This is a genomic window from Enterobacter cloacae complex sp. FDA-CDC-AR_0164 (assembly GCF_003071645.1).
Lineage (GTDB): Bacteria > Pseudomonadota > Gammaproteobacteria > Enterobacterales > Enterobacteriaceae > Enterobacter > Enterobacter ludwigii.
Genome location: NZ_CP028950.1, coordinates 3,011,382 through 3,037,377, shown reverse-complemented (window position 1 = coordinate 3,037,377; position 25,996 = coordinate 3,011,382). Strand labels below are relative to the sequence as shown.

Sequence of the window (25,996 nt, the reverse complement as noted above, 5' to 3'; positions counted from 1 at the left end):
AATGGCGCCCTCTCGCACAAAGAGAGGGCGAAAAGTTTCTACCCGGCGGGCTTAAATTGCGGATTTGCCAGCATAAAACCGCCGTCGACAATAAATGATTGCCCGGTAGCATAGCTGGCGTCACCGTCACACAGCCACGCCACCAGGCTGGCAATCTCTTTGGTATGCCCCGGCCGCGCGAGCGGGATCGCGGGCATCGAACCGGCCTTCACTTCACTGTCGTCCATATCATTCATTGGCGTGGCAATGGCACCTGGCGCAACGGCATTCACCAGGATGTTATGCTCGACCAGCTCCAGCGCCATGGATTTGGTTAATCCGCCCAGGGCATGCTTGGCCGCCGTATACGCACTGGCATCCGGTAAAGGCGTGTGTTCATGCACCGAGGTAATGTTCACAATTCGCCCCCCTTCTCCCTGCTTCACCATCTGACGCGCAGCGATCTGTGAACAGAGAAACGCGCCATCCACGTCAACGGTAAAAATCCCCCGCCACTCCTCAAACGGCATGTCGAGAAACGGCGCTTTGGTCATCGCCCCGGCATTGTTGACCAGCACGTCCAGCCGACCAAAGCGCGTAATTAACGTTTCAATGGCCTGCGCCCCCTGCGGGAGAGTGCTTAAATCAAGTTGAACCGCCTCTGCACGCCGCCCCTTCGCCTCGACTTCGCGGCAGGTTTCCAGCGCACCTTTTTCGTCAGAATGCCAGGTGACGCCGATATCAAACCCTCGTTCAGCCAGCATCAAGGCCGTGGTTTTCCCAATCCCGGAATCCGATGCGGTAACAATCGCGACTTTGGTCATACTCACCTCCAGAAAAGCTGCAAAGAGGTAAGTATAGATAATCGCGCTTTTTAGCCCTGATGATAGCCGCCCCCCAGCGCCGAGGTCAGCTGCAGCGTGGCGTCAACGTACTGGCCTTTGAGCATCACCCCGGTGAGCTGCTCCCTGAGGGCCGGTATTCTGGCCTCACTCACGCGGGAGCCGGCGATAATGCCGGCGCGAAAGCGGGCCTGAGCCAGTGCAACAACGCGGGCAGCCTCTTTTTCGACACGCTGCTGGTGCTGGTTTTTGGCGGTCAGTGTTTCGACTTCGCTGGCCGTGCGCGCCACCTGATTCACCGCATCCACCACCGCTTTGTTATAACGCGCGACGGAGAGATTGTTCTGCGCCTGGGCAATATCCAGTTCGGCGTTTAGCCTGCCGCTGTCGAAAATGGGCAGCGTCAGACCGGCGGTAACGCCCATCTGCTGCGCAGAAGAGCGGAACAAATCGCTCAGGTGCAGGGCATCCTGCTGTAAGAAAGCCATCAGATTCACATCGGGATAGAAGGCTGCTCTGGCGGCCTCAACGTCACTCATGGAGGCCTCGATATACCAGCGAGCCTCCTGCAAATCCGGTCGACGTGCCAGCAGTTCATACCCCAGCGTAGCCGGGAGCGAGGCTTCTACCGTGGGTAAGGCGTGGCGTGTAAGCGTCACTGAGGGGGTGTTCGTCAGGGCGCTCAGACGCGCCTCAACGGCTTTCATTTTTCCGTTCACTTCTGCCAGTTGCTCGTCAGTTTTGCTGGCGTTGATGTCGGTCTCGACGCCCTCAACGGAAGAGGTGATCCCATGCTGATACAGTTCGCGGTCGGCTGCAATAATCGTGTCCTGCTGGTGTTTAATCTCCGTGAGAACATCCCCCACCGCAGCCTGGGTTTGCCACGCCCAGTAAAGACGCGCCACGCTGCTGGCAAGCAGTTGCCGGGTTTGCTCAAGCTCCGCTTTTTGCGCGTTTACCCGGCCAATTCGGGCTTCAACCCGTGCACGATTTTTCCCCCACAAATCGAGATCCCAGCCCGCGCTCAGACCAAAAGTACCGTTGGTGTACCACGGTCCGGTGGTTCCCGCCGCCGGATCGGTTATCGCAAAGGGCCCCATCAACCCTTCGGCCGACATTTTTTGCCGTTCAGCATCCGCTGAGAAATCAATTTCCGGCCCCCCGGCGGCCAGGGTGGCTTTTGCCTGCGCTTCCGCCAGCGTGATGCGCTGACGGGCAATTTGCATATCCGGCGCATCGTTCAGCGCCTTCGCAATCAGCGAATTGAGTTCAGGATCGTTATACGTTTTCCACCATGCATCTTTCGGCCACGCGGTATGGCTCAGCGTAGTATTCACCGCAGCCGTTGTTGATTGCATATTTACAGGGGAAACCGAGGCATGTTCCGGCGCGCAGGCCACCAGAATAAAAACCAGGGGAATACTCAGAGATAAAGGTTTCATTACGCCATTCACGCGAAAAATAAAGGCGCAACTTACGCCAGACGTCGCTCTTTTTTTTAGTAACGCGTGGCAACCCGTAATTTGTCATACATTTTCATATTCGGAAAATTATTCATCATAAGAATGAATTAAATGAGTGAATTCATCTTCATTATAAATTCACTGCTACACTTACTTTCGACAAACAGACGCAGGAGAAGCGAATGAAAATATTACTGTGGGTTATTTTAATTATATTTCTGATAGGGCTGCTGGTGGTGACCGGTGTATTCAAGATGATTTTCTGATTTCATTGCCCGGCTCAGCGCCGGGCACATTCCGTTACCTGGACTGAATCACCCGTGCAATATCAGCGGAAGTCTGCAGCGTGCGGATCTCCTGAAATAACCCCAGCGCTTCACTGTACTCTTTGCGTAAATAACTGAGCCACTGCTTAATTCGCGCGACGTGATATAACCCGGTATCACCCTGTTTTTCGAGGCGGCTGTATTTTTTCAGTAGCGTGACCACATCAGCCCACGGCATACGTGGTTCGTTATATTTAATCACCCGGCTGAGGTTTGGTACGTTAAGCGCGCCGCGGCCAATCATCACCGCATCGCAGCCAGTCTCTTTCAGGCACGCCTGCGCGCTTTCGTAATCCCAGATTTCCCCGTTGGCAATAACGGGAATGGTGAGTCTTTTGCGGATCTCGCCAATCGCCTGCCAGTTAATACGTTCGGCTTTATAGCCATCTTCTTTGGTGCGGCCATGCACCACCAGCTCAGTGGCCCCGGCCTGCTGCACGGCATCGGCAATCTCAAATTGCCGCGCGTCGCTGTCCCATCCCAGACGCACCTTTACCGTCACCGGCAGATGCGACGGTACAGCCTCACGCATGGCTTTTGCGCCACGGTAAATCAGCTCCGGATCTTTCAGCAAGGTGGCGCCGCCGCCGCTGCCATTCACCAGTTTTGATGGGCAACCGCAGTTGAGGTCAACCCCAAAGGAACCAAGCTCTACGGCACGGGCCGCGTTCTCCGCCAGCCATTCGGGATACTGACCCAGTAGCTGAATGCGCACCAGCGTGCCGGAAGAGGTGCGGCTTTGATGATGCAGTTCCGGGCAAAGGCGATAGAATGATTTTACTGGCAACAACATATCGACCACGCGCAAAAACTCCGTCACGCAGAGATCGTAGTCGTTCACCTCGGTCAGAAGCTCGCGCACGAGGGAGTCGAGCACGCCTTCCATTGGGGCCAGTAAAACACGCATAGCAGTACCTGTGAAAAAAGACGCGCTATAGTAGCCGCTCTCCCGGCATGAGGAAAGCCCGGCGGTTAACCCGGTGAGGTTATACCAGACGTTCCATTTCGGAATGTCTGGTATGCTCAAAATTCATGATGTGATCCGTGGCACATTTTTAGGTTTAATTGTATGATGAATGCGTTTCATCAAGGACTTTCACCATGAGAAAATCATTGAACATTATCTGGCAATATCTTCGCGCATTCGTCCTGATTTACGCCTGCCTGTATGCCGGAATCTTTATCGCATCCCTGCTTCCCATTACCATCCCCGGCAGTATCATTGGAATGTTGATCCTCTTTGTTTTGCTGGCATTGCAAATTCTGCCTGCCAAATGGGTTAACCCTGGCTGCTTTGTCCTTATTCGCTATATGGCGCTGCTGTTCGTGCCTATCGGCGTCGGGGTTATGCAGTATTTTGATTTGCTCCAGGCGCAGTTCGGACCCATTGTGGTCTCCTGCGCGGTCAGTACGCTGGTGGTTTTCCTGGTAGTAAGCTGGAGTTCGCATCTGGTGCATGGCGAACGTAAAGTGGTTGGGCAGAAAGGAACAAAACAATGATGGCCAATATCTGGTGGTCGCTGCCGTTAACGCTGGCAGTGTTCTTCGCCGCACGCAAACTCGCCGCACGTTTCAAAATGCCGTTGCTTAATCCGCTGCTGGTGGCGATGGTGGTGATTATCCCGTTTCTGCTTCTCACCGGCATTCCTTATGAACGCTACTTTGCCGGCAGCAAAATTTTGAACGACCTTCTGCAGCCCGCCGTGGTGGCGCTCGCCTTTCCTTTATATGAGCAATTGCACCAGATCCGCGCCCGCTGGAAATCCATCATTACCATCTGTTTTGTCGGGAGCCTGGTGGCGATGATCACCGGCACCTCGGTGGCGCTGCTGATGGGCGCGTCCCCGCAAATTGCGGCCTCTATTCTGCCTAAGTCGGTCACCACGCCTATTGCGATGGCCGTGGGCGGCAGCCTGGGGGGGATTCCGGCCATCAGCGCCATGTGTGTGATATTCGTGGGGATCCTCGGCGCGGTCTTTGGACATACCCTGCTGAATGCGATGCGTATCCATACCAAAGCGGCACGAGGTCTGGCGATGGGTACCGCGTCGCACGCCCTGGGCACCGCGCGCTGCGCTGAACTGGATTATCAGGAAGGGGCGTTTAGCTCACTCGCACTGGTGATCTGCGGGATTATCACCTCCCTGCTCGCACCGTTTATTTTCCCGCTGATTGTGGCGGTCATGGGTTAAAATTTGCGATGCGTCGCGCAAATTTCATTTTGTTTTCATAAGTTGCATACATAATGAGAAGTGGATCACATATAAAGCCTCAGCGGCTCCGTAAACTACCGATCCATTAACCTTTATGAGGCAAACGCCATGCATCCACGTTTTCAAGCTGCTTTCGCCCAGCTTGCAGAGAATGTGCAATCAGCTCTGGCCCCGATTCTGGCGGATGAGCATTTCCCGGCCCTGCTGACGGCTGAACACGTCACGGCACTGAAAAAAGCCACAGGGTTGGACGACGACGCGCTGGCCTTCGCGCTGCTGCCGCTGGCGGCGGCCTGCGCCCGCGCCGATCTCTCTCATTTCAACGTCGGTGCGATTGCACGCGGCGTAAGTGGAACCTGGTACTTCGGTGGCAACATGGAGTTCCTGGGCGCGACCATGCAGCAGACCGTTCACGCGGAACAAAGCGCCATCAGCCACGCCTGGCTGCGCGGTGAACAAGCGCTGAGCGCCATTACCGTTAACTACACCCCTTGCGGCCACTGCCGCCAGTTCATGAACGAGCTGAACAGCGGGCTGGAGTTACGCATCAATCTGCCAGGCCGTGCGCCGCATACCCTCGGGGATTACCTGCCTGACGCGTTTGGTCCGAAAGATCTCGACATCAAAACGCTGCTGATGGATGAACAGGATCACGGTTTTGCCCTTTCCGGCGATGCGCTGAGCGAAGCCGCGATTCGTGCGGCGAACAAGAGCCACACGCCATACAGTCACTCCCCAAGCGGTGTGGCGCTGCAGTGTCGTGATGGTCGCATCTTCACCGGAAGCTATGCCGAAAACGCCGCCTTTAACCCGACGCTGCCACCGCTTCAGGGCGCCCTGAATTTGCTGAGCCTCAATGGCTATGACTACCCGGACATTCAGCGCGCTATTCTGGCAGAGAAAGCCGACGCGCCGTTGATCCAGTGGGACGCCACCGCCGCAACGCTGAAAGCGCTCGGCTGCTCAACTATTGACCGTGTTTTGCTTGCGTAATGCCTCCGGCGGGCAGAAATGCCCGCCGCTTTGCTGAAAAACCCCTCAGTTGATTCGCTGTTTCTTGCGCTAACCAGGCGGGTAAAGTAGCCTGAGTTAAATTTCACCTTCGGTACGAGCCATCTGCATGTTAAAGCGCGCTTTTTACAGCCTGTCTGTCCTGGTCGGCATACTGCTGTTGATCGTGCTGGGTCTTGATCGCTGGATGAGCTGGAAAACGGCTCCGTATATCTTTGACGACCTGCAGGACCTGCCCTATCGTCAGGTCGGCGTTGTGCTGGGTACCGCCAAGTATTACCGCACCGGGGTGATTAATCAGTATTACCGTTACCGCATTCAGGGCGCGCTGAACGCGTATAACAGCGGCAAAGTGAATTACCTGCTGCTGAGCGGCGATAATGCGCTGCAAAGCTATAACGAACCGGTCACCATGCGCAAAGACCTGATTGCCGCCGGTGTCGATCCGGCTGATATCGTACTCGACTACGCCGGGTTCCGCACTCTGGATTCCATCGTGCGTACGCGCAAGGTGTTCGATACCAACGATTTCATCATCATCACCCAACGCTTCCACTGCGAACGCGCGCTGTTTATCGCACTGCATATGGGTATTCAGGCGCAGTGCTACGCCGTGCCGTCGCCTAAAGATATGCTGAGCGTCCGCGTACGTGAGTTTGGCGCGCGTTTTGGCGCTCTGGCCGATCTGTACATCTTCAAACGTGAACCGCGCTTTTTAGGTCCGCTGGTACCCATTCCGGCAATGCATGAAGTGCCGGAAGATGCGCAGGGCTACCCGGCCGTCACGCCAGAACAACTGCTTGATATGCAGAAAAAAGAGAAAAAATAGCCTCGCCTTTATACTTTCTTTATACCGGGCGTAACGCTTTTTATCCCGCCTTTACGCCGCCCCTTTTAAGCTGAGTTCACTGCCGCTACGGCTTCATTGAAGAATGACTATGAACTCAATAATGAATGCGTTTTTCCTGAAAAATATCCGCCCCTATTTTAACTTCCCGGGTTTATCACTCCCGACGGCACTCAATGCTGGCCTCTGGCTTGATGACAAACTTGATGCCATGCAGCACAACGTCTCGCTGGAAGTGGCGGATTACCTGGAACGTTACCCGCAGACAAAACATATTGACGTTTACCTGAACGATATCAATGGCATTATGCGCGGCAAGCGGCTCTCGGTGGAAAACATGCTGAATCTGGAAAAAGGCTGTTACTTCCCCCTCTCCGTCTACTCCATGGACCATAAAGGCAAAATAGCCGCCCCGCTTGATGATGAGCCCGACCGGCTCTGCGTTCCCGTCGGCGGTTCCCTGCGCCCCTGTTCGCAAGACCCTCAGCATAACGCGCAGATCCTGCTGACCATGAAAGAGAGCGACGGCAAACCGTGCCCGCTTGAGCCAAGGGTGATATTGCAAAACGTTCTGGCTCGTTTCCATCAGCACGGGCTCTTCCCGGTGATTGCCCCGGAAATTGAGTTTTATCTGACCGGACGCGGCACGCAGGATCCACAAAATCAGGGCTGCTTTCATATGGATACCTCAACGGCACACGCGGCGCTGTTTGACGAGCTGGAGCAGCTGGCGCACCTGCAGCGTATCCCCCTGACCGGGATCGTGGCCGAGGCCGAATCTGGCCAGTTCGAGTTAAACCTGAAGCATAGCCATCGCGTCGTTGAAGTCTGCGATAACGTGCTGGCCCTGCGACGCCTGACCCGCTACGTTGCGGAGAAACAGGGTCTGCAGGCCAACTTTATGGCCAAACCGTTCAGCCAGCAGTCCGGCAGCGGTTTGCACTTCCATTTCAGCCTGAACGATATTCATGGCGAAAACGTATTCGCGTCACCGGTGGAAGCGCTGAACAGCATGATGCGCCTCTGCATCGCTGGCCAGCTGGCGCTGATGCCCGCCTCCATCGCCATTCTCGCCCCTGGCGTTAACGCATTCCGCCGCCTGCGTAAAAACCTCACGGAACCGCTATTTAACTCCTGGGGCTATAACACCCGCTCCGCCGCGCTGCGTATTCCCTGCTCTGATGACCATAACCGGCGTATTGAGTACCGGCTGGCCGGGGCTGATGCCAACCCGTATCTGGTGGCGGCAACGCTTCTGAGCGGAATGCTGTACGGGCTGGAAAATTTTGACGAGCAGGATTTACCTGAACCTCAGCAGGACGGGCCGGATCTGCCGCTGTTTCAGCAGGAGGCGATCGAGACATTTGCACGCTGTCAGTATCTCACCAACAGCCTGGGAGAGGCTTTTTCTCAACAGTGGGTTGCCTGCAAGCTCTCTGAGCTCGACTGGTTCGAGAGCATCGTCACCCGGGAGGAGTCGAGTCTGGCATGAAGCACAAAAAAGCCCGCTCGATGAGCGGGCCAGGTAATGCCAGAGGCGATTATTTTTTACGCGCGTATTTGAGTGAATCCAGGGCGACCGCAAAGATGATGATGCCGCCTTTGATGATGTACTGCCAGTACGGGTTCACGCCGATGTAGGTCAGACCGTAGTTGATTACGGTGAAGATGATGACACCGGTTACCACGCCGAACACGGTACCCACGCCGCCGCTAAAGGAGACGCCGCCGACCACACAGGCTGCGATCGCATCCAGTTCGTACATGAAGCCCAGGTTGTTCGTTGCAGAGCCGATACGGCCCGCTTCCAGCATCCCACCAAAGGCGTAGAACACACCTGACAGGGCATAGATCATCAACAGGTTCAGGGCAACGTTGACGCCGGACACTTTCGCCGCTTCCGGGTTACCGCCGATAGCGAAGATGTTTTTACCGAAGCGGGTTTTGTTCCACAGGATCCAGACAAAAGCGACGGCAATCAGGGCGTAGAAGGTAATGTACGACAGGCGGAAACTGCCCAACGCGATAAACCCTTGCGTAAAGGTCGAGAACCCGCTGTCGAAGCCAGAGATTGGCGACGCCCCCACGAAGTCGTAGTACAGGGAGTTGATACCGTAAACGATGATCATCGTACCTAAGGTGGTGATAAATGGCGTCACGTTCAGGTAAGCGATAATGATGCCGTTAATCAGACCAATCACTGCGCCGATCGCACAGACAATCAGGATCACCACGAAAATGGGCATGGTCGCCATTTCCGGGAACACCTTGTTGGCGTTTTCCATCGACTGCAGCAGCGTTGCCGCGATAACCGCCGCGAGGCCAACCTGACGTCCCGCTGACAGGTCAGTCCCCTGCGTCACGATAAGTCCCGCCACGCCCAGCGCGATAATAATACGCACGGAGGACTGGGTCAGGATGTTACTGAGGTTCAACAGGCTTAAGAACGTAGGGTCCTGGAAAATGATGATAGCCAGCAGTACTAAAAGAACAACGTAAATACCGCCTTCTTTCAGGTAAGTGAGAAAACTTTTTTTATTTAACGCACTCATGAGGAGCCCCTGATCTTAAAGGTGCAAAGACGCAAGACGCAAAATTTCGTTTTGCGTTGTCGTTTTGGTGTCAACAATACCGGCAACGAGACCATTGCTCATAACCAGAATACGATCTGTGATCCCTAACAATTCCGGCATTTCGGAAGAAATAATAATGATCCCTTTATTCTTTTTCGCCAGCTCGGCAATCAGCTGATAAATCTCAAACTTCGCGCCGACGTCAATACCGCGGGTCGGTTCATCCAGCATCAGGATTTCTGGCTGGGTTAATAACCAACGGCCAATAATGACCTTCTGCTGGTTACCGCCTGACAGCGAACCAATTTGCGTGCGGTGACCTGGCGTTTTGACGCGCATGGAGTCAATCACCCACTGGGTATCGCTCTTCATGCGGGAGTTATCCAGCAGCCCGACTTTGTTTTTATAGTTGCGAATATTGGAAATTAACGAGTTAAAGTTAATATCCAGATACGCATAAATACCGGTCGAACGACGCTCTTCCGTGACCAGCGCAAAACCATTATTAATGGCTTCGTTAGCGCTGTGGTTATTGATTTTCTTACCGTGCAGCGTGATGGTGCCCGCGGCTTTCTCACGAATACCGAACAGGGTTTCGACAATATCAGTACGTTTTGCCCCAACCAGACCTGCGATACCGAGAATTTCGCCCTTATGCAGGTCAAAAGAGACATCGCGAATAGACGGCTGACGCAGCGAGGTGAGATTGCGAACCTCAAGGATCACTTCACCCGGCTTGTTCTCTTTGTCCGGGAAGCGCTGGTTCAGAGAGCGCCCCACCATCATGGCGATGATCTTGTCCATATCCAGCCCTTCGAGAGGCTGGGTGGCAATCCACTGGCCGTCGCGCAGGATGGTAATCTCATCACACAGCTGGAAGATCTCTTCCATTTTGTGAGAGATATAAACAATGCCGCAGCCGCGGTCTTTGAGCTTACGAATAATGGTAAAAAGGTGGTTAACCTCTTTTTCCGTTAATGACGATGTCGGTTCGTCCATGATGACGATTTTCGCATCATAGGAGAACGCTTTGGCAATTTCGATCATCTGCATTTGGGATACGGATAACGTTCCCACGCGGGCGCGCGGATCGATATCAATATCCAGTTCATCGAAAATCGCTTTGGTGTCGCGATACATTTTATCCTGATCGACAAAGACACCTTTGGTCGGATAACGGCCCAACCACATGTTATCCATAACAGAACGCTGCAGCACCAGGTTTAATTCCTGGTGAACCATTGAGATACCGTTTTCCAGTGCTTCTTTTGCTGAATGGAAATCGATCTCTTTCCCCTGAAAAAGAATGCTGCCAGAATCTTTTTGATAGATCCCAAAAAGACATTTTAATAATGTTGATTTACCTGCGCCGTTCTCCCCCATTAATGCATGAATAGAGTGAGGACGAACTTTTAAATTAACATTATCGAGTGCCTTAACCCCGGGAAATGACTTGTTGATAGCGCTCATTTCCAACAAGTATTCACCAGATGACTGAGTATTTGTGCTGACCATAATTATACCTTGTTGGCCTCGCATATCGCGTTATAAAAGGGCGCAACAAGTTGCGCCCAGTGAAGACAATTCAAATAACTTATTTACCGATAAACTCAGCCAGGTTGGACTGGTCTACGCCAACGTAAGGTACGCGAACGATTTTGTTTTCAATTTTCCAGGTCGTACCGTCTGCCGCACCTTTGCCATCGGCCAGGTTTTTCGCTAGATCGAAGGTTGCTTTCGCCTGGTTGTTGGCATCGTTCAGCACGGTACCGGCCATTGCACCGGATTTCACCAGGGCCAGAGCTTCTGGCAGCGCATCCACACCGAACACAGGAATGGCTGATTTGTTGTGCGCTTTCAGCGCTTCTACCGCCCCCATAGCCATCGCATCGTTGTTGGCAATTACCACTTCGATTTTGTTAGCGTTCGGGCCGGACAGCCACGCGTCCATCTTATCTTTCGCCTGAGCGGTATCCCACATCGCGGTATCTAATGCCAGCTGCTGGGTTTTCAGGCCCTTATCATTCAGCTCTTTGATAACGTAAGTGGTACGGGCTTCAGCATCCGGATGGCCTGGTTCGCCTTTCAGCAGCACGAACTGGATCTGGCCGTCTTTGTTCAGGTCCCAGTTCGGGTTCGCCGCCCAGTGTTTAGCGATCAGATCGCCCTGAATAATGCCGGACTCTTTGGAGTCAGTACCGACGTAAAACGCTTTGTCATAGCTGTCCAGCGCTTTACGGGAAGGTTCTTTGTTGAAGAAGACAATCGGCACATTCTGGCCGCGCGCTTTTTCAATGACCGTGCCTGCCGCAGCTGGGTCAACCAGGTTGATGGCCAGTGCCTTCACGCCTTTTGCCAGCAGAACGTCGATCTGGTCGTTCTGTTTGGACTGGTCGTTCTGGGAGTCATTCATCAGCAGCTGAACATCTGGCGCTGCTTTAGCATCTTTCTCGATAGCTTTACGGACAACAGACATGAAGTTGTCGTCGTATTTATAGATGGTCACACCAATACGGGTATCCGCAGCGTGCGCTGCTGCACCAAAAAGCATGCTTGCCATTACAGCAGACAGGGTCAACACCTTCTTATTCATGGTATCTCCGGTTTTTTTTATGCAGGGTAGTTCTTGTGAATAACGATCGGCAGGCAGGTGTTAATAAAACGTTACTGACAGCCGAAGTTCACTTATAAAATTTCTATCTTCCGTGTTCGGTAACGCTCCAGAAATGCGTTTTATTCGTTGTTTGCGGCACATTGGCTATGGTGAAAGTGATTAATCACTGTTACATAGCGTTTCAGCCCCTAAAACGCTGACATCATAGTCAGCGCCTTGTTAAGATACTGTGAATTTACTCACAGATTGAAAACGGTTACATCAGCTGATGTAATCAGTTAGTGATCGGAACCACAATTTGCCGGGCAGCGACAGAATGTCGACGCACTAAAGTCGGCATGAAACAGTGTGTTGCGCCCGGATCCAGCAGCCCTGCCGCCCCCTGTAACGCCAGCTCAGTGGCCAGTTTGGCCATAGAGGCAATGGGGTAACGCACGGTGGTCAGCTGCGGGTCGGTGTAACGGGCAATGGGAATATCATCAAAACCAATCAACGATAAATGCTGTGGCACCGCAATGCCGTTATCCTTCAGCGCAGTCAGCGCCCCGGCCGCCATGTTATCGTTATAGGCAAACACGGCAGACAGCTGCAGATTACGGCCCAGTAACTCCACCATCGCCGCCTCCCCGCCCTGCATATCCGGCGTTCCGGTTCCGACCCAGCTTTCAGACGGCGTAATACCCTGTTCTTTAAGGGCGTTTTGCCAGCCTTCGCGCCGCAGCTCATCATCTTCAATATGATGGCTGGAGGCCAAAAAACCGATCCGCTGATGCCCGTTGTTGATGAGCATTTTGGTGGCCATCATCGCCCCGCTGACGTTATCCAGCCCGACGCAGCGGTGGGCATACCCTGGCACAATACGGTTAATCAGCACCATGCCCGGGATTTGCTCCATAAACCCGGAAATCTCGTCATCGCTTAAGGCTTTTGAGTGCACAATCAGTGCGTTACAACGCTGGCGGATCAGCACTTCAATCGCATGACGCTCTTTTTCAGCCTCGTGATAGCTGTTGCCAATCAGCACGTATTTCTGATGCTGCTGAGCGACAACGTCTACCGCTTTAACCAGCGCACCGAAAAAGGCATCAGAGACATCCATCACCACCACGCCAATGGTATCGCTGACCTGCGTGGCAAGCGCCTGCGCATTGGCATTAGGGCGATAACCCAACTGGGTCACGGCTTTCATTACGGTTTCGCGGGTGTCAGGGCTGACCAGCGCGCTGTTGTTCAGCACGCGTGAGACGGTAGCCACAGAAACACCCGCCTGACGGGCGACGTCACGAATGGTGATCATATTCACCATCCTTCAAAGGATTGCAGCAACTCACAGACACCCCCTGTGTTTAGCAAGGTGGCTATTTTGGCAGCGAGAGAAAGGGGACTACGTGAAGAAGCTCACACAGATGAAAACGTTTACATCCGTTTTGTTAATGATTGTGATCCAGATCGTTATCTGGATGTATTTCTCAATGATACCCCTGAAGCATGTGCGGTTAACTGACGCCACACCCACTCCAGCGGCCCCTGGCGGAAATAACGTAGCCAGAGAACAGAAAACGCCAGGTTAGCCATCCAGACCGGGATTACAAACGCCAGCAGCGAAAGCCGGTCGAATTTCATAAACAGGCCAAACCGATAGAAAAGCGTGGTGCATATCAGCGTCTGCAGAATGTAATTGCTGAGGGCCATACGGCCTACGCAGGCAATGGCACTGACAATCCCTGCGCGACACATTTGTGGCCAGAAGCCGTAAATGAGTGCCGCATAGCCAATCGTCTGGAAGGGCGCGCTCAGCTCGCGCGGGACCTGAAGCAGAAACGCACACCAGCGGTAGTTCCAGTGCAGATGCCACTGCATGATCACGGCCGGCAGATTAATCAGCACGCCGAGAAGAATTAACCCGGCTCCCGTCAGGCGATAGTGGCGAAGGGAAAACTCCCCTTTCAGCCAGCCGGTGCGCATCAGTGATGCCCCCATCAGCATCATCCCTGCCAGCTGCCAGCCATACTGCGCCCCCAGCGCCAGCAGGTTATCGCCAAGCATATCCGCACGGTTGCTTATCGCTTCCGTGCCTCCTTTCAGCTTCCAGTACTGCTCGTACTGAAGATTGGCGGCATCGGGGATCCATGAACGGTTTGCCGCATCACCGGAGATTATCCCCAGCAGTAACAGCACGCCAAGGCCCATGACGTAAAGCATCACGCCCGTGTTAAACAGGCTTTTTACGCTGTGCGCATCGCGAATGAGCCGCCAGCAAATCAGCCCGACTAAGCCATAGGCGAGAAGAATGTCGCCATCCCAGAAGAACAGCCCGTGAATAAAGCCGAGGATCACCAGCAATGTCAGACGCGACTGGATCCAGCGCGTGCCGCGCCTGAGCAGTAGCTGCAGGCCCGCGCCAAACAGCAGGGCAAACAGAGTGAGGAATTTGACCTGGGCAAAGAGATCGAGGATGGCCCACGTCCAGGCATCGCTGCGGGTGATGTCGCCATACCACGCAGGATTGAGATACGCCGCCTTCGGCAAGCCGAAGGCGCTGATGTTAAGCAGCAGGATACCGAGAATGGCGACGCCTCGAACAAAATCGAGCGTGACGTTTCGCTCCATGTAGCCTGCCCTGTCAGATTAGTTGTGGTGACGCACGGCGCGCAGAAACTCCTGGCGGGTGTTCTGGCTGGATTTAAACAGACCGCCCAGCGACGTCGTGGTGGTCGCACTGGTGGCATCACGCACGCCGCGCGCTTTCACACAGTAGTGAACGGCGTCGATAGATACTGCCACGTTATTGGTGCCCAGCAGCGTTTGCAGCGCGGTCAGGATCTGCTGCGTCAGACGCTCCTGCACCTGTGGACGCTGAGCAAAGAACTGCACGATGCGGTTAATCTTCGACAGACCAATCACCGTATCTTTAGGAATATAAGCCACGGTCGCTTTACCGTCGATGGTCACGAAGTGGTGTTCGCAGGTACTGGTTAACGTGATATCACGTACCGTTACCATCTCATCCACCTTCATCTTGTTTTCAATGACGGTGATTTTCGGGAAATTGGCGTAATCCAGGCCGGAGAAAATTTCGTCAACGTACATTTTTGCGATACGGTGCGGCGTCTCCATCAGACTGTCGTCGCTCAGATCGAGATTCAGCAGTTGCATGATCTCGGTCATATGCCCAGCAATCAGATGCTTACGGGTTTCATTGTCCAGTTCCTGAACGGGTGGACGCAGTGGCGTTTCAAGACCACGCGCAACCAGAGCTTCGTGAACCAGGGCTGCTTCTTTACTGAGTGATGGCATTCTTTTCTCCTGCAGGTGTGGCGTCTTTTGCCCTCGTTGTGGCAAAAGTGTGCGCTCATTGTGCGTGAGGCGGCGCACATAATCCAGTATTCACGACGATAATTATTGCAATTGCTGTTGCCTTTCGGCCTGACGATCCCAGACCAGTGCGCCGCCGATGAACAGCGCGACGCCCGCCAGCCCCAGCGCAGGCTCCAGTCGGTGCGTGAGCCACGTCGACAACGCCGACGTTACCGGGCCAATCAATTGACCGATGGCATAACCGGTAGTAAGCAGTCCCGCCATGTAGCGCGTGTGATCTGGTGCCAGTTCGCGCCCATAAAGTAAAGAGAGCTGAACGGCACACAAGAACCCGCCCCCAACGAGCAAGCCGCCGGTCAGTAACCCGCCAATCCCCGGCAACAGCCAGGCTGCCAGTACGCCGGCCCCCTGCAACCACAATACGATAGCCAGCCTGCGGTTTGAGGTTGAGGTGTGGCGTAAAACGATGCTGAGCGCAATGCCCGCCACGGCGGCAATACCAAATATCGGCCAGACAAACTGGGCAAACAGACTGCCGGGAAAACGCACGGCCGCCATTTGCGATAAAAAAGTCGCCGGAAGGATATAGCCAAACCCGGCCAGGCTGTAGCTCCAGACCAGGCGCTTTAAATTCTTCGTCAGGACGAGCGGTTCCGGTGCGCTGCCCGGCCGGTGAAGTTGACCCGCCCGCGGCAGATACCGGGCCACCAGCGCGATAAGCACCAGCGCCAGCACGCCGTAGATTTGCCATGCTGCACCGGCGGAGAGCGCCTTAGCCTGGATATAGACGGCGAGCAGCCCGCTGAGCGCAATACCAGCACCTGGCCCGGCAAATACCGCGGCGCTGAGACCCGGTTTCCCCAGTTGTCCCAGCCGCTCGTTGGTCCAGGCGGCAATCAGCACCATCGACCAGCCGCTCATGCAGCCAATCACAAAGCGCAGCAGGCCATGTACCACGGCGTTATCGACCGCAGCGGAAAGCAGCGTCAGCGCAACTGCACCAAAAATACCCAACCAGAGGCGTGTTTCAACGAAGCGGTGCGCACGCATTGCATCCCATGCTCCCACCAGATAGCCCAGATAGTTCATCGCCGCCACCAGGCCCGCGCTGGTGAGCGTGAGTTGCCCGGCGGCAATCATTAGCGGCACCTGAGGGGTAAAAGCAAAGCGCCCTATCCCCATCGCTACCACCAGAACCACAAACCCACTGAGCGCGATACGCAGCGCCATGACCGCTCCAATTGTTAAAGAAAAGTTAATTTATGATGCCGCATCTTACCGTCCTGCGAAAGTGAAAGTTGCTCACAGGTAAATGAAAACTCTGTATTATGGGCCGAGTAAATAGCAATTCGTATTAAGGAGCCCTGCATGGAACTGCTCGAAGAGCATCGTTGTTTTGAAGGTCGACAGCAGCGCTGGCGGCACGACTCCAGCGTACTGAACTGTGCCATGACGTTCAGCATTTTTTTGCCGCCAACTGAAACGGGCGTAAAGCCACCCGTGCTGTTCTGGCTGTCCGGTTTAACCTGTACCGACGAAAACTTCACCACCAAAGCGGGCGCGCAGCGTATTGCGGCTGAACTGGGGATTGCGCTGGTCATGCCTGATACCAGCCCGCGTGGCGATGATGTCGCCGATGATGCCGGGTACGATCTGGGCAAAGGCGCCGGATTCTACCTGAACGCGACAGAGCAGCCCTGGGCACGTCATTACCGCATGTATGATTACATTCGTGACGAACTGCCTGCGCTGGTTCAGGCCGAATTTGAGGTAAGCGACCGCTGCGCCATTAGCGGACACTCCATGGGTGGACACGGCGCGTTGATAATGGCGCTGAAAAATCCGGGAAAATACACCAGCGTGTCGGCATTCGCCCCGATTGTGAACCCCACTCAGGTGCCATGGGGTCAGAAAGCCTTCACCCATTATCTGGGCAGTGACACAGATAAATGGCAGGCGTGGGACAGCTGTGCGCTGATGCTGGCCAGCAACACGGGGGACGCCATCCCGACGCTGATCGATCAGGGCGATGCGGATCAGTTCCTCGCCGGTCAGCTTCAACCTGCGGTTCTGGCCGAAGCGGCACGCCAGAAGGACTGGCCGCTGACGCTGCGTATCCAGCCAGGGTATGACCACAGCTATTACTTTATGGCGTCATTTATTGAAGATCATCTCCGCTTCCATGCGGCGCATCTGTTTAAGTAAGTTCCTCCCTTCTTGCCCGGTGGCGCTCCGTCTGCCGGGCCTCAAAACCCTATCCCTTTGAATAAAAGCCAGTTTCACCAACCAACATCAAAACACAAATGATTTCGATTATCATTTGTGTTTACAATTTCACATTCTTTTGTACAATTCCAGGCTCTTCTCCATCACAAAGAGTTCTTACAAGACAAATACATACAGTTCTCAGGGTTACCCGATGGAGTGTTTTTCTTTTTGATATGGAATGTTCAAATGACAATACCACGCGTTACGTTACTGGCTGTTGCCATCAGCGCCGCCATGCTCTCCCCACTTGCTCACGCAGCCGACCCGGATACCGTGGTGGTGACCGCCACGGGTTTTGAGCAAAAAATCCAGAATGCCCCAGCCTCTATCTCCGTCATTTCAAAGCAGCAGATTGAAGACAAGGCTTACCGCGATGTGACCGATGCGCTAAAAGATGTCCCGGGCGTCGTCGTCACGGGCGGCGGAAGCAGCAGCGATATCAGCATTCGCGGCATGGCGTCCCAGTACACCTTGTTCCTGGTCAATGGCAAGCGCGTCAGCACGCGCAGCACGCGCCCGAACAGCGATAACTCGGGCATTGAGCAAGGCTGGCTACCGCCGCTGGAGTCTATCGAGCGCATCGAAGTGATCCGCGGGCCCATGTCATCGCTCTATGGCTCAGATGCAATGGGCGGCGTAATCAACATCATTACCAAAAAAGTCTCGAATACCAAAGCCTGGACCGGATCGTTACACGGCGATGCCACGTTCCAGGAGAACCATGATTCCGGGGATATCTTCCAGACCAACGCCTACGCTTCCGGCCCGTTAATTGACGGACTGCTCGGTGCAAAAGTGACAGGCCTGCTCTCACGTCGCGCGGAAGATCAGATCCTGAACGGTTTCAATGAGCAGAAAATGCGTAACGGCGGGATCACGCTGAACTTTACCCCGGACGAGCAGAACGATTTTGACCTCGATTTTGCCCGCGAACTTCAGGACCGAAACAGCACGCCGGGCAAGTCGAAAGCGACTGAAACCTGCCGCGGGGCAACCTGCACGCCAAACAGCAAAAGCGAAACCCGCTACGAACATACGACCTATTCCCTTACCCACAGCGGTTACTACAGCGACTTCAACACTACCAGCTACATCCAGCAGGAAAAGACCAATAACCCGGTTCGCAAAATGCGTTCGTATAACACCACTTTCAACAACCAGAACCAGATCTTCCTCGGCGACCATACCCTGACCCTCGGCGGTCAATATCGCTATGAGAAGCTGCGTGACAACGGTAACCAGCTTGAGGCGGCGGACGGGCTCAACAAACTGACGCGCTGGAGCTGGGCGCTGTTTGCTGAAGATGAGTGGGCGATAACCGATAGCTTCACGGCGACCGGTGGTCTGCGTATGGATAAAGACCAGAACTATGGCACCAACTGGACGCCTCGCGGTTATGGGGTGTGGCACCTTGCAGAACAGTGGACGTTAAAAGGGGGCGTTTCTGCCGGCTACCGTGCACCGGATCTGCGTCAGTCCTCCGCCAACTGGGGTCAGGCAACGGGCGGCGGTCGGCTGGATGGCATGATCGTGGGTAACCCGGACCTCAAGCCGGAGAAGAGCCTGAGCGAAGAGATCGCCCTGCTCTGGGATAACAATGACAGTCTTAACGCCAGCGTTACGCTGTTCAATACCGACTTCAAAAACAAAATCACTGAAGTACGTCGCTGTAACAGCAGTGCCGACCCTGCCTGTACGATTGGCGGCCATGCCTACGATTTTGTCAGCGACCGGGTCAACGTCGATAAAGCCAACATGCGCGGTGTGGAATCCACCTTCGGCTGGAAAATCACCCGTGATGTTAACTGGACGGCTAACTACACCTATACCGAATCCGAGCAGAAGAGCGGTCAGTTCTCCGGTAAGCCACTGAATAAAATGCCTAAGCATATGTTCAACACCACGCTGGACTGGCAGGCCACGCAGGATGTGGGCTTCTGGAGCCGCCTGAACTTCCGCGGCAAATCTTCTGAGTATCTCAGCCGAACCTCAATGTCACAGGGCACACCGTCTTACACGCAGGTTGATGTGGGTCTGCGTTATAACGCCAACAAGAACCTGCTGGTAACCGCAGGCGTGTATAACGTGCTGGATAAACAGATTGATTACGAGACTTACGATACCGTACTTGATGGCCGCCGTTACACTGTCGGCATGACCTACAGCTTCTGATCGCCAATAAAAAAGCCCGCTCAACCGAGCGGGCTAAAAGAGAGGAAGTGCGGTTATTGTTTTACGCGTCCCGGAAATTCCATTTCACTGTAGCGAACAAAGCGCGTCCCCTTCGTCAGTTTGTAACCAAACCAGATTATCAGGAACAGCGGAATACCGATGTAGGTCGCCGTTACACCACCCCAGTCGATACGGTCCGCAAGGAACGCTTCATAGTTCTGTCCCAGCGTAATAATCAGGCACAGAATGAAGGCGAAAATAGGCCCCAGCGGGAAGAACCCTGAGCGATACGGCAGGTCATTGATGTCATGACCTTGCATAACGTAACCGCGACGGAAGCGATAGTGGCTGATAGCAATCCCGAGCCAGGCGATAAAGCCCGTCATACCGGACGTATTGAGCAGCCACAGGTACACCGTCTGGTTGCCAAACATGGAGGTCAGGAAGCACAGACCGGCAATCACCGTTGTGGCATACAGGGCGTTACGCGGTACGCCGCCACGGGACAGCTTAGAAAAGATGCGTGGCGCTTTGCCGTCGCATGCCAGGGTATAGAGCATACGGGTAGACGCATACATGCCGGAGTTACCCGCTGAGAGCACGGCGGTCAGGATAACGGCGTTCATCACCGCCGCGGCGGAGAGCAGACCGGCATGCTGGAAGACCAGCGTGAACGGGCTAACGCTGATGTCTTTCACATCATTGCGCAGCAGGCTTGGATCGGTGTAAGGAATGATCAGGCTGATAATCAAAATCGCAAACACATAGAACAGCAGGATACGCCAGAATACCTGACGCACCGCGCGTGGAATGTTCTTCTCCGGGTTCTCGGATTCACCGGCAGCAATCCCGATCAGCTCGGTTCCCTGGAATGAGAAGCCGACAATCATCGCCACGCCAATCATGGCCGAGAATCCACCCGCAAATGGCGCATCGCCAATGCTCCAGTTACTCCATCCTGCAGGTTGAGCGCCTTTGAAAATACCAACGATCATCGCCACACCGACGACGATAAAGATGATGACGGTTGCCACTTTGATCAAAGAGAACCAGTATTCCGCTTCGCCAAAACCACGCACGGAGATGTAGTTGAGCAGGAAGATCACCGCCAGGAACAGCGCACTCCAGATCCAGCCTGGCGTGTCCGGGAACCACCAGTTCATCACCAGCTGTGCGGCGACCAGGTCAACGGCGATAGTAACGGCCCAGTTGTACCAGTAGTTCCAGCCCAGCGCGAAGCCGAAGCCTTCTTCAACGTATTTTTGACCGTAGGTCGAAAACGAACCGGATACCGGCATGTACGCCGCCAGTTCGCCCAGACTGGTCATCAGGAAGTACACCATCAGGCCAATCAGGATATAAGAGAAAAGTGCCCCACCCGGGCCGGCTGCCGAAATTGTTGCGCCAGAGGCAACAAAAAGACCTGTACCGATTGAACCGCCGATAGCGATCATCGTCAGGTGACGCGCCTTAAGTTCGCGACGTAGCGCGGGCGCTTCTGTGGTTTTAATTTCTGAAACCATGTGAAAATGCTGTCCCTTCAACAAATGAGGCGCGATTGTAGCAGACGATACGCGTTCCTTCCGGCAGAAATGCTCAGTTATAAGAGAGCTTCATGACTCGGCCAGGATTATAAGTAAAGCACGCATCTGCATCTCCCCTCTCCCAACGGAGAGAGGATCCGCATTGCGGGTTTACATGTCGCAATAGCGCAGGAAACGCTGCAGAGAGCTGGAAAGGTGTTTCTGACGATGATGAATGCACCACAGCGTGCGCACCAGTTTAGGCAACGGGAGCGGTATTTCGACCAGCGTGCCGGCCTCAAGCTGTTCAGCAATCACCCGCCGGGAGAGACAGCTGATGCCCAGCCCATGACGGACCGCGTGTTTGATGGCTTCCGAGTTGCCCAGCTCCATACTCAGCCGGAAATGCGGCAGGTGGGAGAGCAGCAGGTAATCGACAATTTCACGGGTACCGGAGCCCTGTTCCCGGAGGATCCACTGCGCCTGAGCCAGCCGTTCCAGCGTTACTTCACCCTGTAATAAAGAAGAGGCTGGCGAGGCGAACACCACCAGCTCATCTTCCAGCCAGGGTTCAGCAATGATATCGACGTTGTGACACGGCCCTTCAATCAAACCGATGTCCACGCGGAAATCGATCACCGCATTGATGACATCCTGGCTATTGCCAACGCTCATCTCCAGCGGCAGGGTCGGGAAATCCCGGCGATAGCGGGCAATCACTTCCGGCAGAATGTAATTGCCGATCGTACTGCTGGCGTAAACGCGGATGGCCCCGTTCTCTTCGCGGAACAATTGTTCGATTTCAGTCGCCTGCTCCAGCAATGCCAGCGCGCGCGGGTACAGCAGGCGGCCATGTTCATTGACGACCAGCCGTTTCCCCACTCTGTCGAAAAGCTGAACCCCCAGTTGCCCTTCCAGATCGGTCAGGGCTGCGCTTACCGCGGACTGGGACAGCGCCAGCATTTGCGAGGCCTGCGTCGTCGACCCGCTTTTCAGCACTTCGGCAAAAACTTCCAGCTGACGCAACGTAATGTGCATGGTTACTTACCACTTATATAGATTGATTATAAGTATATAATCAATTTTATTTTTAAGCCACAACGCCGTAACCTTTTAGCCAGATAAAGGAGAAGGTTATGTCAGAACACACCTTACAGCATCAACGTACATTGTTGCACTTCGTGCCGGGTCTTGCGCTCAGCGCGGTGGTAACTGGCGTAGCGTTATGGGGCGGCAGTATTCCGGCCGTCGCCGGGGCAGGTTTTAGTGCCTTAACGCTGGCAATATTGCTCGGCATGGTGGTGGGAAATACCGTTTACCCCCATATCTGGAAGTCCTGTGATGGCGGGGTTATTTTCGCCAAACAGCATCTGCTGCGCCTCGGGATTATCCTTTACGGCTTCCGCCTGACCTTTTCACAGATTGCGGATGTCGGCGTCAGCGGGATCGCTATTGACGTCCTGACCCTGACCAGCACCTTTTTACTGGCCTGCTTTATTGGCCAGAAAGTGTTTGGGCTGGATAAACAAACCAGCTGGCTGATTGGTGCCGGCAGCAGCATCTGCGGGGCTGCCGCGGTACTGGCAACCGAGCCTGTCGTTAAGGCAGAATCCAGCAAAGTGACGGTTGCCGTCGCGACCGTGGTTATTTTCGGTACGCTGGCGATTTTCCTCTACCCGGCCATGTACCCGCTGGTTGCGCACTGGTTTAGCCCGGAGACCTACGGCATTTATATTGGTTCAACCATGCATGAAGTGGCTCAGGTGGTGGCGGCGGGTCACGCCATTAATCCGGATGCGGAAAATGCCGCGGTCATTGCCAAAATGCTGCGCGTCATGATGCTGGCTCCGTTCCTGATTATCCTGGCCGCTCGCGTAAAACAACTCGCGCCGGCAGGCAGTAGCCAGAAGAGTAAAATCACCATTCCGTGGTTTGCGATTATTTTCATCGTGGTGGCGGTATTTAACTCCTTCCACCTGCTGCCGAAAGCCGTGGTGGATATGCTGGTCACGCTGGATACCGTCCTGCTGGCGATGGCGATGGCGGCGCTCGGGGTCACGACACACGTGAGCGCGCTGAAAAAAGCAGGTGCAAAACCGCTGCTGATGGCGCTGGTACTCTTCATCTGGCTGATCGTTGGCGGCGGTGCGATTAACCTCGCGGTACATAGCCTGATGGCATAAACCACTTCATCCTTCTCCTGTTAACCCGCTATCATACGTATTTCGGGTTAACAGGAGTCCCTTTATGAAATATGTTGGAGCGCACGTCAGCGCTGCAGGTGGCCTTGCGAATGCCGCCATTCGCGCCGCCGAAATTGAGGCGACCGCTTTCGCCCTGTTCACCAAGAACCAGCGCCAGTGGCGCGCCGCCCCGCTCACCTCTGAAGTGATTGATGATTTCAAAGCCGCCTGTGAGAAATACCACTACGGGCCGGGTCAAATCCTTCCCCACGACAGCTATCTCATTAACCTCGGCCATCCCGTGCAGGAGGCGCTGGAGAAATCCCGCGAGGCTTTTCTTGATGAAGTGCAGCGCTGCGAGCAGCTTGGACTGACGCTGTTGAACTTCCATCCGGGAAGTCATCTGATGCAGATTGACGAAGATGCCTGTCTGGCGCGCATTGCCGAATCCATCAACATCACGCTGGATAAAACCCAGGGCGTGACGGCGGTCATCGAGAACACCGCCGGCCAGGGCAGTAACCTCGGCTTTAAGTTCGAACATCTGGCGGCCATTATTGACGGCGTGGAGGATAAATCCCGCGTGGGCGTATGTATTGATACCTGCCATGCCTTTGCCGCGGGTTACGATCTGCGAACGCTTGATGAGACGAAAAAGACTTTCGATGAGTTTGAACGCATTGTGGGCTTCAAGTATCTGCGCGGAATGCACTTGAACGATGCGAAAAGCGCGTTTGGCAGCCGCGTGGACCGCCATCACAGCCTCGGTGAAGGCAATATCGGCCACGATGCGTTTCGCTTTATTATGCAGGATGCCCGTTTCGACGGTATCCCGATGGTGCTGGAAACCATTAATCCGGACATCTGGGCAGAAGAGATTGCCTGGCTGAAGGCACAGCAAACCGCTGAACAGGCGGCATAAAAAAAGCCGGGTCGCATAAGCACCCGGCTTTTTTATTGTTTTACCGCTTACGCCGCTTTCGCGACCCCTTCCGCTTCCGGACGTTTCAGCACCGCGTAAGAGAGACCTGCCACCAGCGTACCGGCCACAATCGCCAGCAGATAACCCAGCACTGGCGTGATTGCACCTGGGATCAGCAGCACGAACAGACCGCCGTGTGGTGCCATCAGTTTCGCGCCAACCGCCATGGAGATAGCACCGGTTACCGCGCCCCCCACGATACAGCATGGCAGCACGCGCATTGGGTCACGCGCCGCGAACGGAATTGCCCCTTCGGTGATAAAGCACAGGCCAAGTACCAGGGCGGCTTTCCCCCCTTCCTGCTGCGCTTTGTCGAACTTACGACGTGCAATGATGGTTGCCAGGCCAAGAGCCAATGGTGGCACCATACCGGCCGCCATAATCGCTGCCATTGGCGCGTAGGTCTGGGTACTCAGCAGGCCAACACCGAATGCGTATGCTGCTTTGTTCACCGGGCCACCCATGTCGGTACACATCATGCCACCGAGAATAGCTCCCAGCAGTACCGCATTCGCGGTACCCATGGTTTGCAGCCAGTGGGTCAGACCCGCCAGGATACCCGCTACAGGTTTACCGATGAGGTAAATCATCGCCAGACCCACCACCAGGCTGGAAATCAACGGGATGATCAGGATCGGTTTCAGCGCTTCCATACTCTGCGGCAGTTTCAGCTTCGAGCTGATAAGCTTCGCAACGTAACCCGCCAGGAAACCGGCAATGATACCACCGATAAAGCCAGAACCGGTGCTCACCGCCAGCATACCGCCGATAAGACCCGGCGTCAGGCCCGGACGGTCAGCGATGGAGAAGGCGATAAAGCCTGCCAGCACCGGTACCATCAGGGCAAACGCGGAACCACCACCAATCTGCATCAGGGCAGCAGCCAGCGTGCCTTCTTCTTTAAACGCGGTAATACCAAACGCGAACGAGAGGGCAATACACAGACCGCCCGCCACCACCATCGGCAGCATATAAGACACGCCGGTCAGCAGATGGCGATAGGCGCCAGCTGACTCTTTCTTACCTTCCGTCGCAGTTTGCGTGGACCCTGTTGCCTGATACGGCTTCGCTTCCACCAGCGCTTTATCAAACTCCTGAGCAGTCTTTTTCAGCGCCAGGCCCGTTGACGTGCGGTACATCGGCTTACCGGCAAATTTCGCCAGGTCCACTTCGATGTCAGCCGCAACCATCACCAGATCGGCTTCAGCCACCTCTTCAGGGGTGATTGCGTTGCCCGCACCAACGGATCCACGTGTTTCAACTTTTACCCACCAGCCGCGTTTTTTCGCTTCGGTTTCAATGGCTTCAGCCGCCATAAAGGTATGAGCCACGCCCGTCGGGCAGGCCGTGATCGCCACAATACGTTTTGGTCCGGACGCGGCAACCGGCGCCGCGACCGGTGCGCTGTAAACAGACGCATGACCTTTCGCTTCGCTCAGGAACAGTTCCGGGTGTGCCACCGCGCGATTGATATCGCCCAGCCACACTTTTTTGCCATTCAGCGCACTGTCAGCGGGAATTTTATCACCCAGAACAATCACCATTTCGGCGTCGCCCGGGTTATCCGTGATCTCGAGATGTGCTTTGTTCGCCGCCGCTCCCAGCAAGGTCTTCGCCATATAGGCGCGAGCCTGTCCGAGACCGGAGTCAATGATCAGCAGCGTTTTCATTATTCCTCTCCT

Annotated in this window: 23 protein-coding genes; 10 read left to right on the top strand and 13 right to left on the bottom strand. The window is 54.7% G+C overall.

Annotation, left to right across the window (positions count from 1 at the left end; genetic code table 11):
- Nucleotides 1-38: 38 nt before the first annotated feature.
- Both AM410_RS14915 and mdtQ read right to left on the bottom strand, forming a co-directional pair.
- Nucleotides 39-803, bottom strand: coding sequence for an SDR family oxidoreductase (locus tag AM410_RS14915; RefSeq protein WP_020883205.1), 765 nt, complete (start codon nt 801-803; stop codon nt 39-41).
- Between the two features lie 50 nt (nt 804-853).
- Nucleotides 854-2,263: a multidrug resistance outer membrane protein MdtQ gene (mdtQ, locus tag AM410_RS14910; protein ID WP_032680595.1), complete on the bottom strand. Its 1,410-nt coding sequence runs from the start codon at nt 2,261-2,263 to the stop codon at nt 854-856.
- A 203-nt stretch (nt 2,264-2,466) separates the two neighbouring features.
- On the opposite strand from mdtQ, the gene yohP reads away from it, so the two are divergent.
- Entirely contained in the window at nt 2,467-2,550 is an 84-nt protein-coding gene (gene yohP / locus AM410_RS24355) for a small membrane protein YohP (protein ID WP_015572324.1), read from the top strand.
- Between the two features lie 34 nt (nt 2,551-2,584).
- Here yohP and dusC read toward each other — a convergent pair whose 3' ends face one another.
- Nucleotides 2,585-3,517, bottom strand: a complete 933-nt coding sequence (dusC, locus tag AM410_RS14905) for a tRNA dihydrouridine(16) synthase DusC (RefSeq protein WP_025203644.1) — start codon at nt 3,515-3,517, stop codon at nt 2,585-2,587.
- A 194-nt stretch (nt 3,518-3,711) separates the two neighbouring features.
- Here dusC and AM410_RS14900 point away from each other — a divergent pair, with 194 nt between their 5' ends.
- The 5 genes from AM410_RS14900 (at nt 3,712) to AM410_RS14880 (ending at nt 8,173) form a co-directional block, all read left to right on the top strand.
- Nucleotides 3,712-4,110 carry a CidA/LrgA family protein gene (locus tag AM410_RS14900; RefSeq protein WP_063214759.1) on the top strand — a complete coding sequence of 133 codons (399 nt, stop codon included), beginning with the start codon at nt 3,712-3,714 and terminating at the stop codon, nt 4,108-4,110.
- Nucleotides 4,107-4,802 carry a CidB/LrgB family autolysis modulator gene (locus tag AM410_RS14895; RefSeq protein WP_014170901.1) on the top strand — a complete coding sequence of 232 codons (696 nt, stop codon included), beginning with the start codon at nt 4,107-4,109 and terminating at the stop codon, nt 4,800-4,802. The genes AM410_RS14900 and AM410_RS14895 overlap by 4 nt, the downstream gene beginning before the upstream one ends.
- Nucleotides 4,803-4,931: 129 nt before the next feature.
- On the top strand, nt 4,932-5,816 hold the full coding sequence (cdd, locus tag AM410_RS14890) for a cytidine deaminase (protein ID WP_044858476.1): 885 nt from the start codon (nt 4,932-4,934) through the stop codon (nt 5,814-5,816).
- Nucleotides 5,817-5,943: 127 nt separating this feature from the next.
- Nucleotides 5,944-6,663 carry an outer membrane permeability protein SanA gene (gene sanA / locus AM410_RS14885; protein ID WP_014170903.1) on the top strand — a complete coding sequence of 240 codons (720 nt, stop codon included), beginning with the start codon at nt 5,944-5,946 and terminating at the stop codon, nt 6,661-6,663.
- Between the two features lie 121 nt (nt 6,664-6,784).
- A complete protein-coding gene (locus AM410_RS14880; RefSeq protein WP_073396148.1) occupies nt 6,785-8,173 on the top strand; it encodes a glutamine synthetase family protein in 1,389 nt (462 codons plus the stop codon).
- A 49-nt stretch (nt 8,174-8,222) separates the two neighbouring features.
- Here AM410_RS14880 and mglC read toward each other — a convergent pair whose 3' ends face one another.
- From mglC to AM410_RS14845, 7 genes are all read right to left on the bottom strand, one after another.
- Complete coding sequence (gene mglC, locus AM410_RS14875) at nt 8,223-9,233, bottom strand: galactose/methyl galactoside ABC transporter permease MglC (protein ID WP_014170905.1); 1,011 nt, start codon at nt 9,231-9,233, stop codon at nt 8,223-8,225.
- A 15-nt stretch (nt 9,234-9,248) separates the two neighbouring features.
- Entirely contained in the window at nt 9,249-10,769 is a 1,521-nt protein-coding gene (gene mglA / locus AM410_RS14870) for a galactose/methyl galactoside ABC transporter ATP-binding protein MglA (RefSeq protein ID WP_020883197.1), read from the bottom strand.
- Nucleotides 10,770-10,848: 79 nt separating this feature from the next.
- Nucleotides 10,849-11,847, bottom strand: a complete 999-nt coding sequence (mglB, locus tag AM410_RS14865; protein WP_014170907.1) for a galactose/glucose ABC transporter substrate-binding protein MglB — start codon at nt 11,845-11,847, stop codon at nt 10,849-10,851.
- Between the two features lie 295 nt (nt 11,848-12,142).
- Nucleotides 12,143-13,165 (bottom strand): HTH-type transcriptional regulator GalS, encoded by a 1,023-nt coding sequence (gene galS, locus AM410_RS14860; protein ID WP_020883196.1) that lies wholly within the window; start codon nt 13,163-13,165, stop codon nt 12,143-12,145.
- Nucleotides 13,166-13,320: 155 nt separating this feature from the next.
- Nucleotides 13,321-14,478: a DUF418 domain-containing protein YeiB gene (gene yeiB / locus AM410_RS14855; protein WP_073396149.1), complete on the bottom strand. Its 1,158-nt coding sequence runs from the start codon at nt 14,476-14,478 to the stop codon at nt 13,321-13,323.
- An 18-nt stretch (nt 14,479-14,496) separates the two neighbouring features.
- A complete protein-coding gene (folE, locus tag AM410_RS14850; RefSeq protein ID WP_020883194.1) occupies nt 14,497-15,165 on the bottom strand; it encodes a GTP cyclohydrolase I FolE in 669 nt (222 codons plus the stop codon).
- 102 nt (nt 15,166-15,267) lie between these two features.
- Nucleotides 15,268-16,416, bottom strand: a complete 1,149-nt coding sequence (locus AM410_RS14845; protein WP_073396151.1) for a YbfB/YjiJ family MFS transporter — start codon at nt 16,414-16,416, stop codon at nt 15,268-15,270.
- 138 nt (nt 16,417-16,554) lie between these two features.
- Here AM410_RS14845 and fghA point away from each other — a divergent pair, with 138 nt between their 5' ends.
- Together fghA and AM410_RS14835 are read left to right on the top strand one after the other, a co-directional pair.
- Entirely contained in the window at nt 16,555-17,391 is an 837-nt protein-coding gene (gene fghA, locus AM410_RS14840; RefSeq protein WP_014170912.1) for an S-formylglutathione hydrolase, read from the top strand.
- A 249-nt stretch (nt 17,392-17,640) separates the two neighbouring features.
- Nucleotides 17,641-19,626 (top strand): ligand-gated channel protein, encoded by a 1,986-nt coding sequence (locus tag AM410_RS14835; RefSeq protein WP_073396152.1) that lies wholly within the window; start codon nt 17,641-17,643, stop codon nt 19,624-19,626.
- A gap of 53 nt (nt 19,627-19,679) precedes the next feature.
- Here the strand turns inward: AM410_RS14835 and AM410_RS14830 are convergent, their stop codons facing one another.
- On the bottom strand, nt 19,680-21,149 hold the full coding sequence (locus AM410_RS14830) for an amino acid permease (RefSeq protein ID WP_020883191.1): 1,470 nt from the start codon (nt 21,147-21,149) through the stop codon (nt 19,680-19,682).
- A gap of 171 nt (nt 21,150-21,320) precedes the next feature.
- Nucleotides 21,321-22,187 (bottom strand): DNA-binding transcriptional regulator YeiE, encoded by an 867-nt coding sequence (gene yieE, locus AM410_RS14820; RefSeq protein WP_014170915.1) that lies wholly within the window; start codon nt 22,185-22,187, stop codon nt 21,321-21,323.
- Nucleotides 22,188-22,285: 98 nt separating this feature from the next.
- Here yieE and AM410_RS14815 point away from each other — a divergent pair, with 98 nt between their 5' ends.
- Nucleotides 22,286-23,332 carry a YeiH family protein gene (locus AM410_RS14815; RefSeq protein ID WP_108648012.1) on the top strand — a complete coding sequence of 349 codons (1,047 nt, stop codon included), beginning with the start codon at nt 22,286-22,288 and terminating at the stop codon, nt 23,330-23,332.
- Between the two features lie 64 nt (nt 23,333-23,396).
- Entirely contained in the window at nt 23,397-24,254 is an 858-nt protein-coding gene (nfo, locus tag AM410_RS14810; protein ID WP_014170917.1) for a deoxyribonuclease IV, read from the top strand.
- Between the two features lie 47 nt (nt 24,255-24,301).
- Here nfo and fruA read toward each other — a convergent pair whose 3' ends face one another.
- A complete protein-coding gene (gene fruA / locus AM410_RS14805; protein ID WP_073396156.1) occupies nt 24,302-25,984 on the bottom strand; it encodes a PTS fructose transporter subunit IIBC in 1,683 nt (560 codons plus the stop codon).
- Nucleotides 25,985-25,996 lie beyond the last annotated feature (12 nt).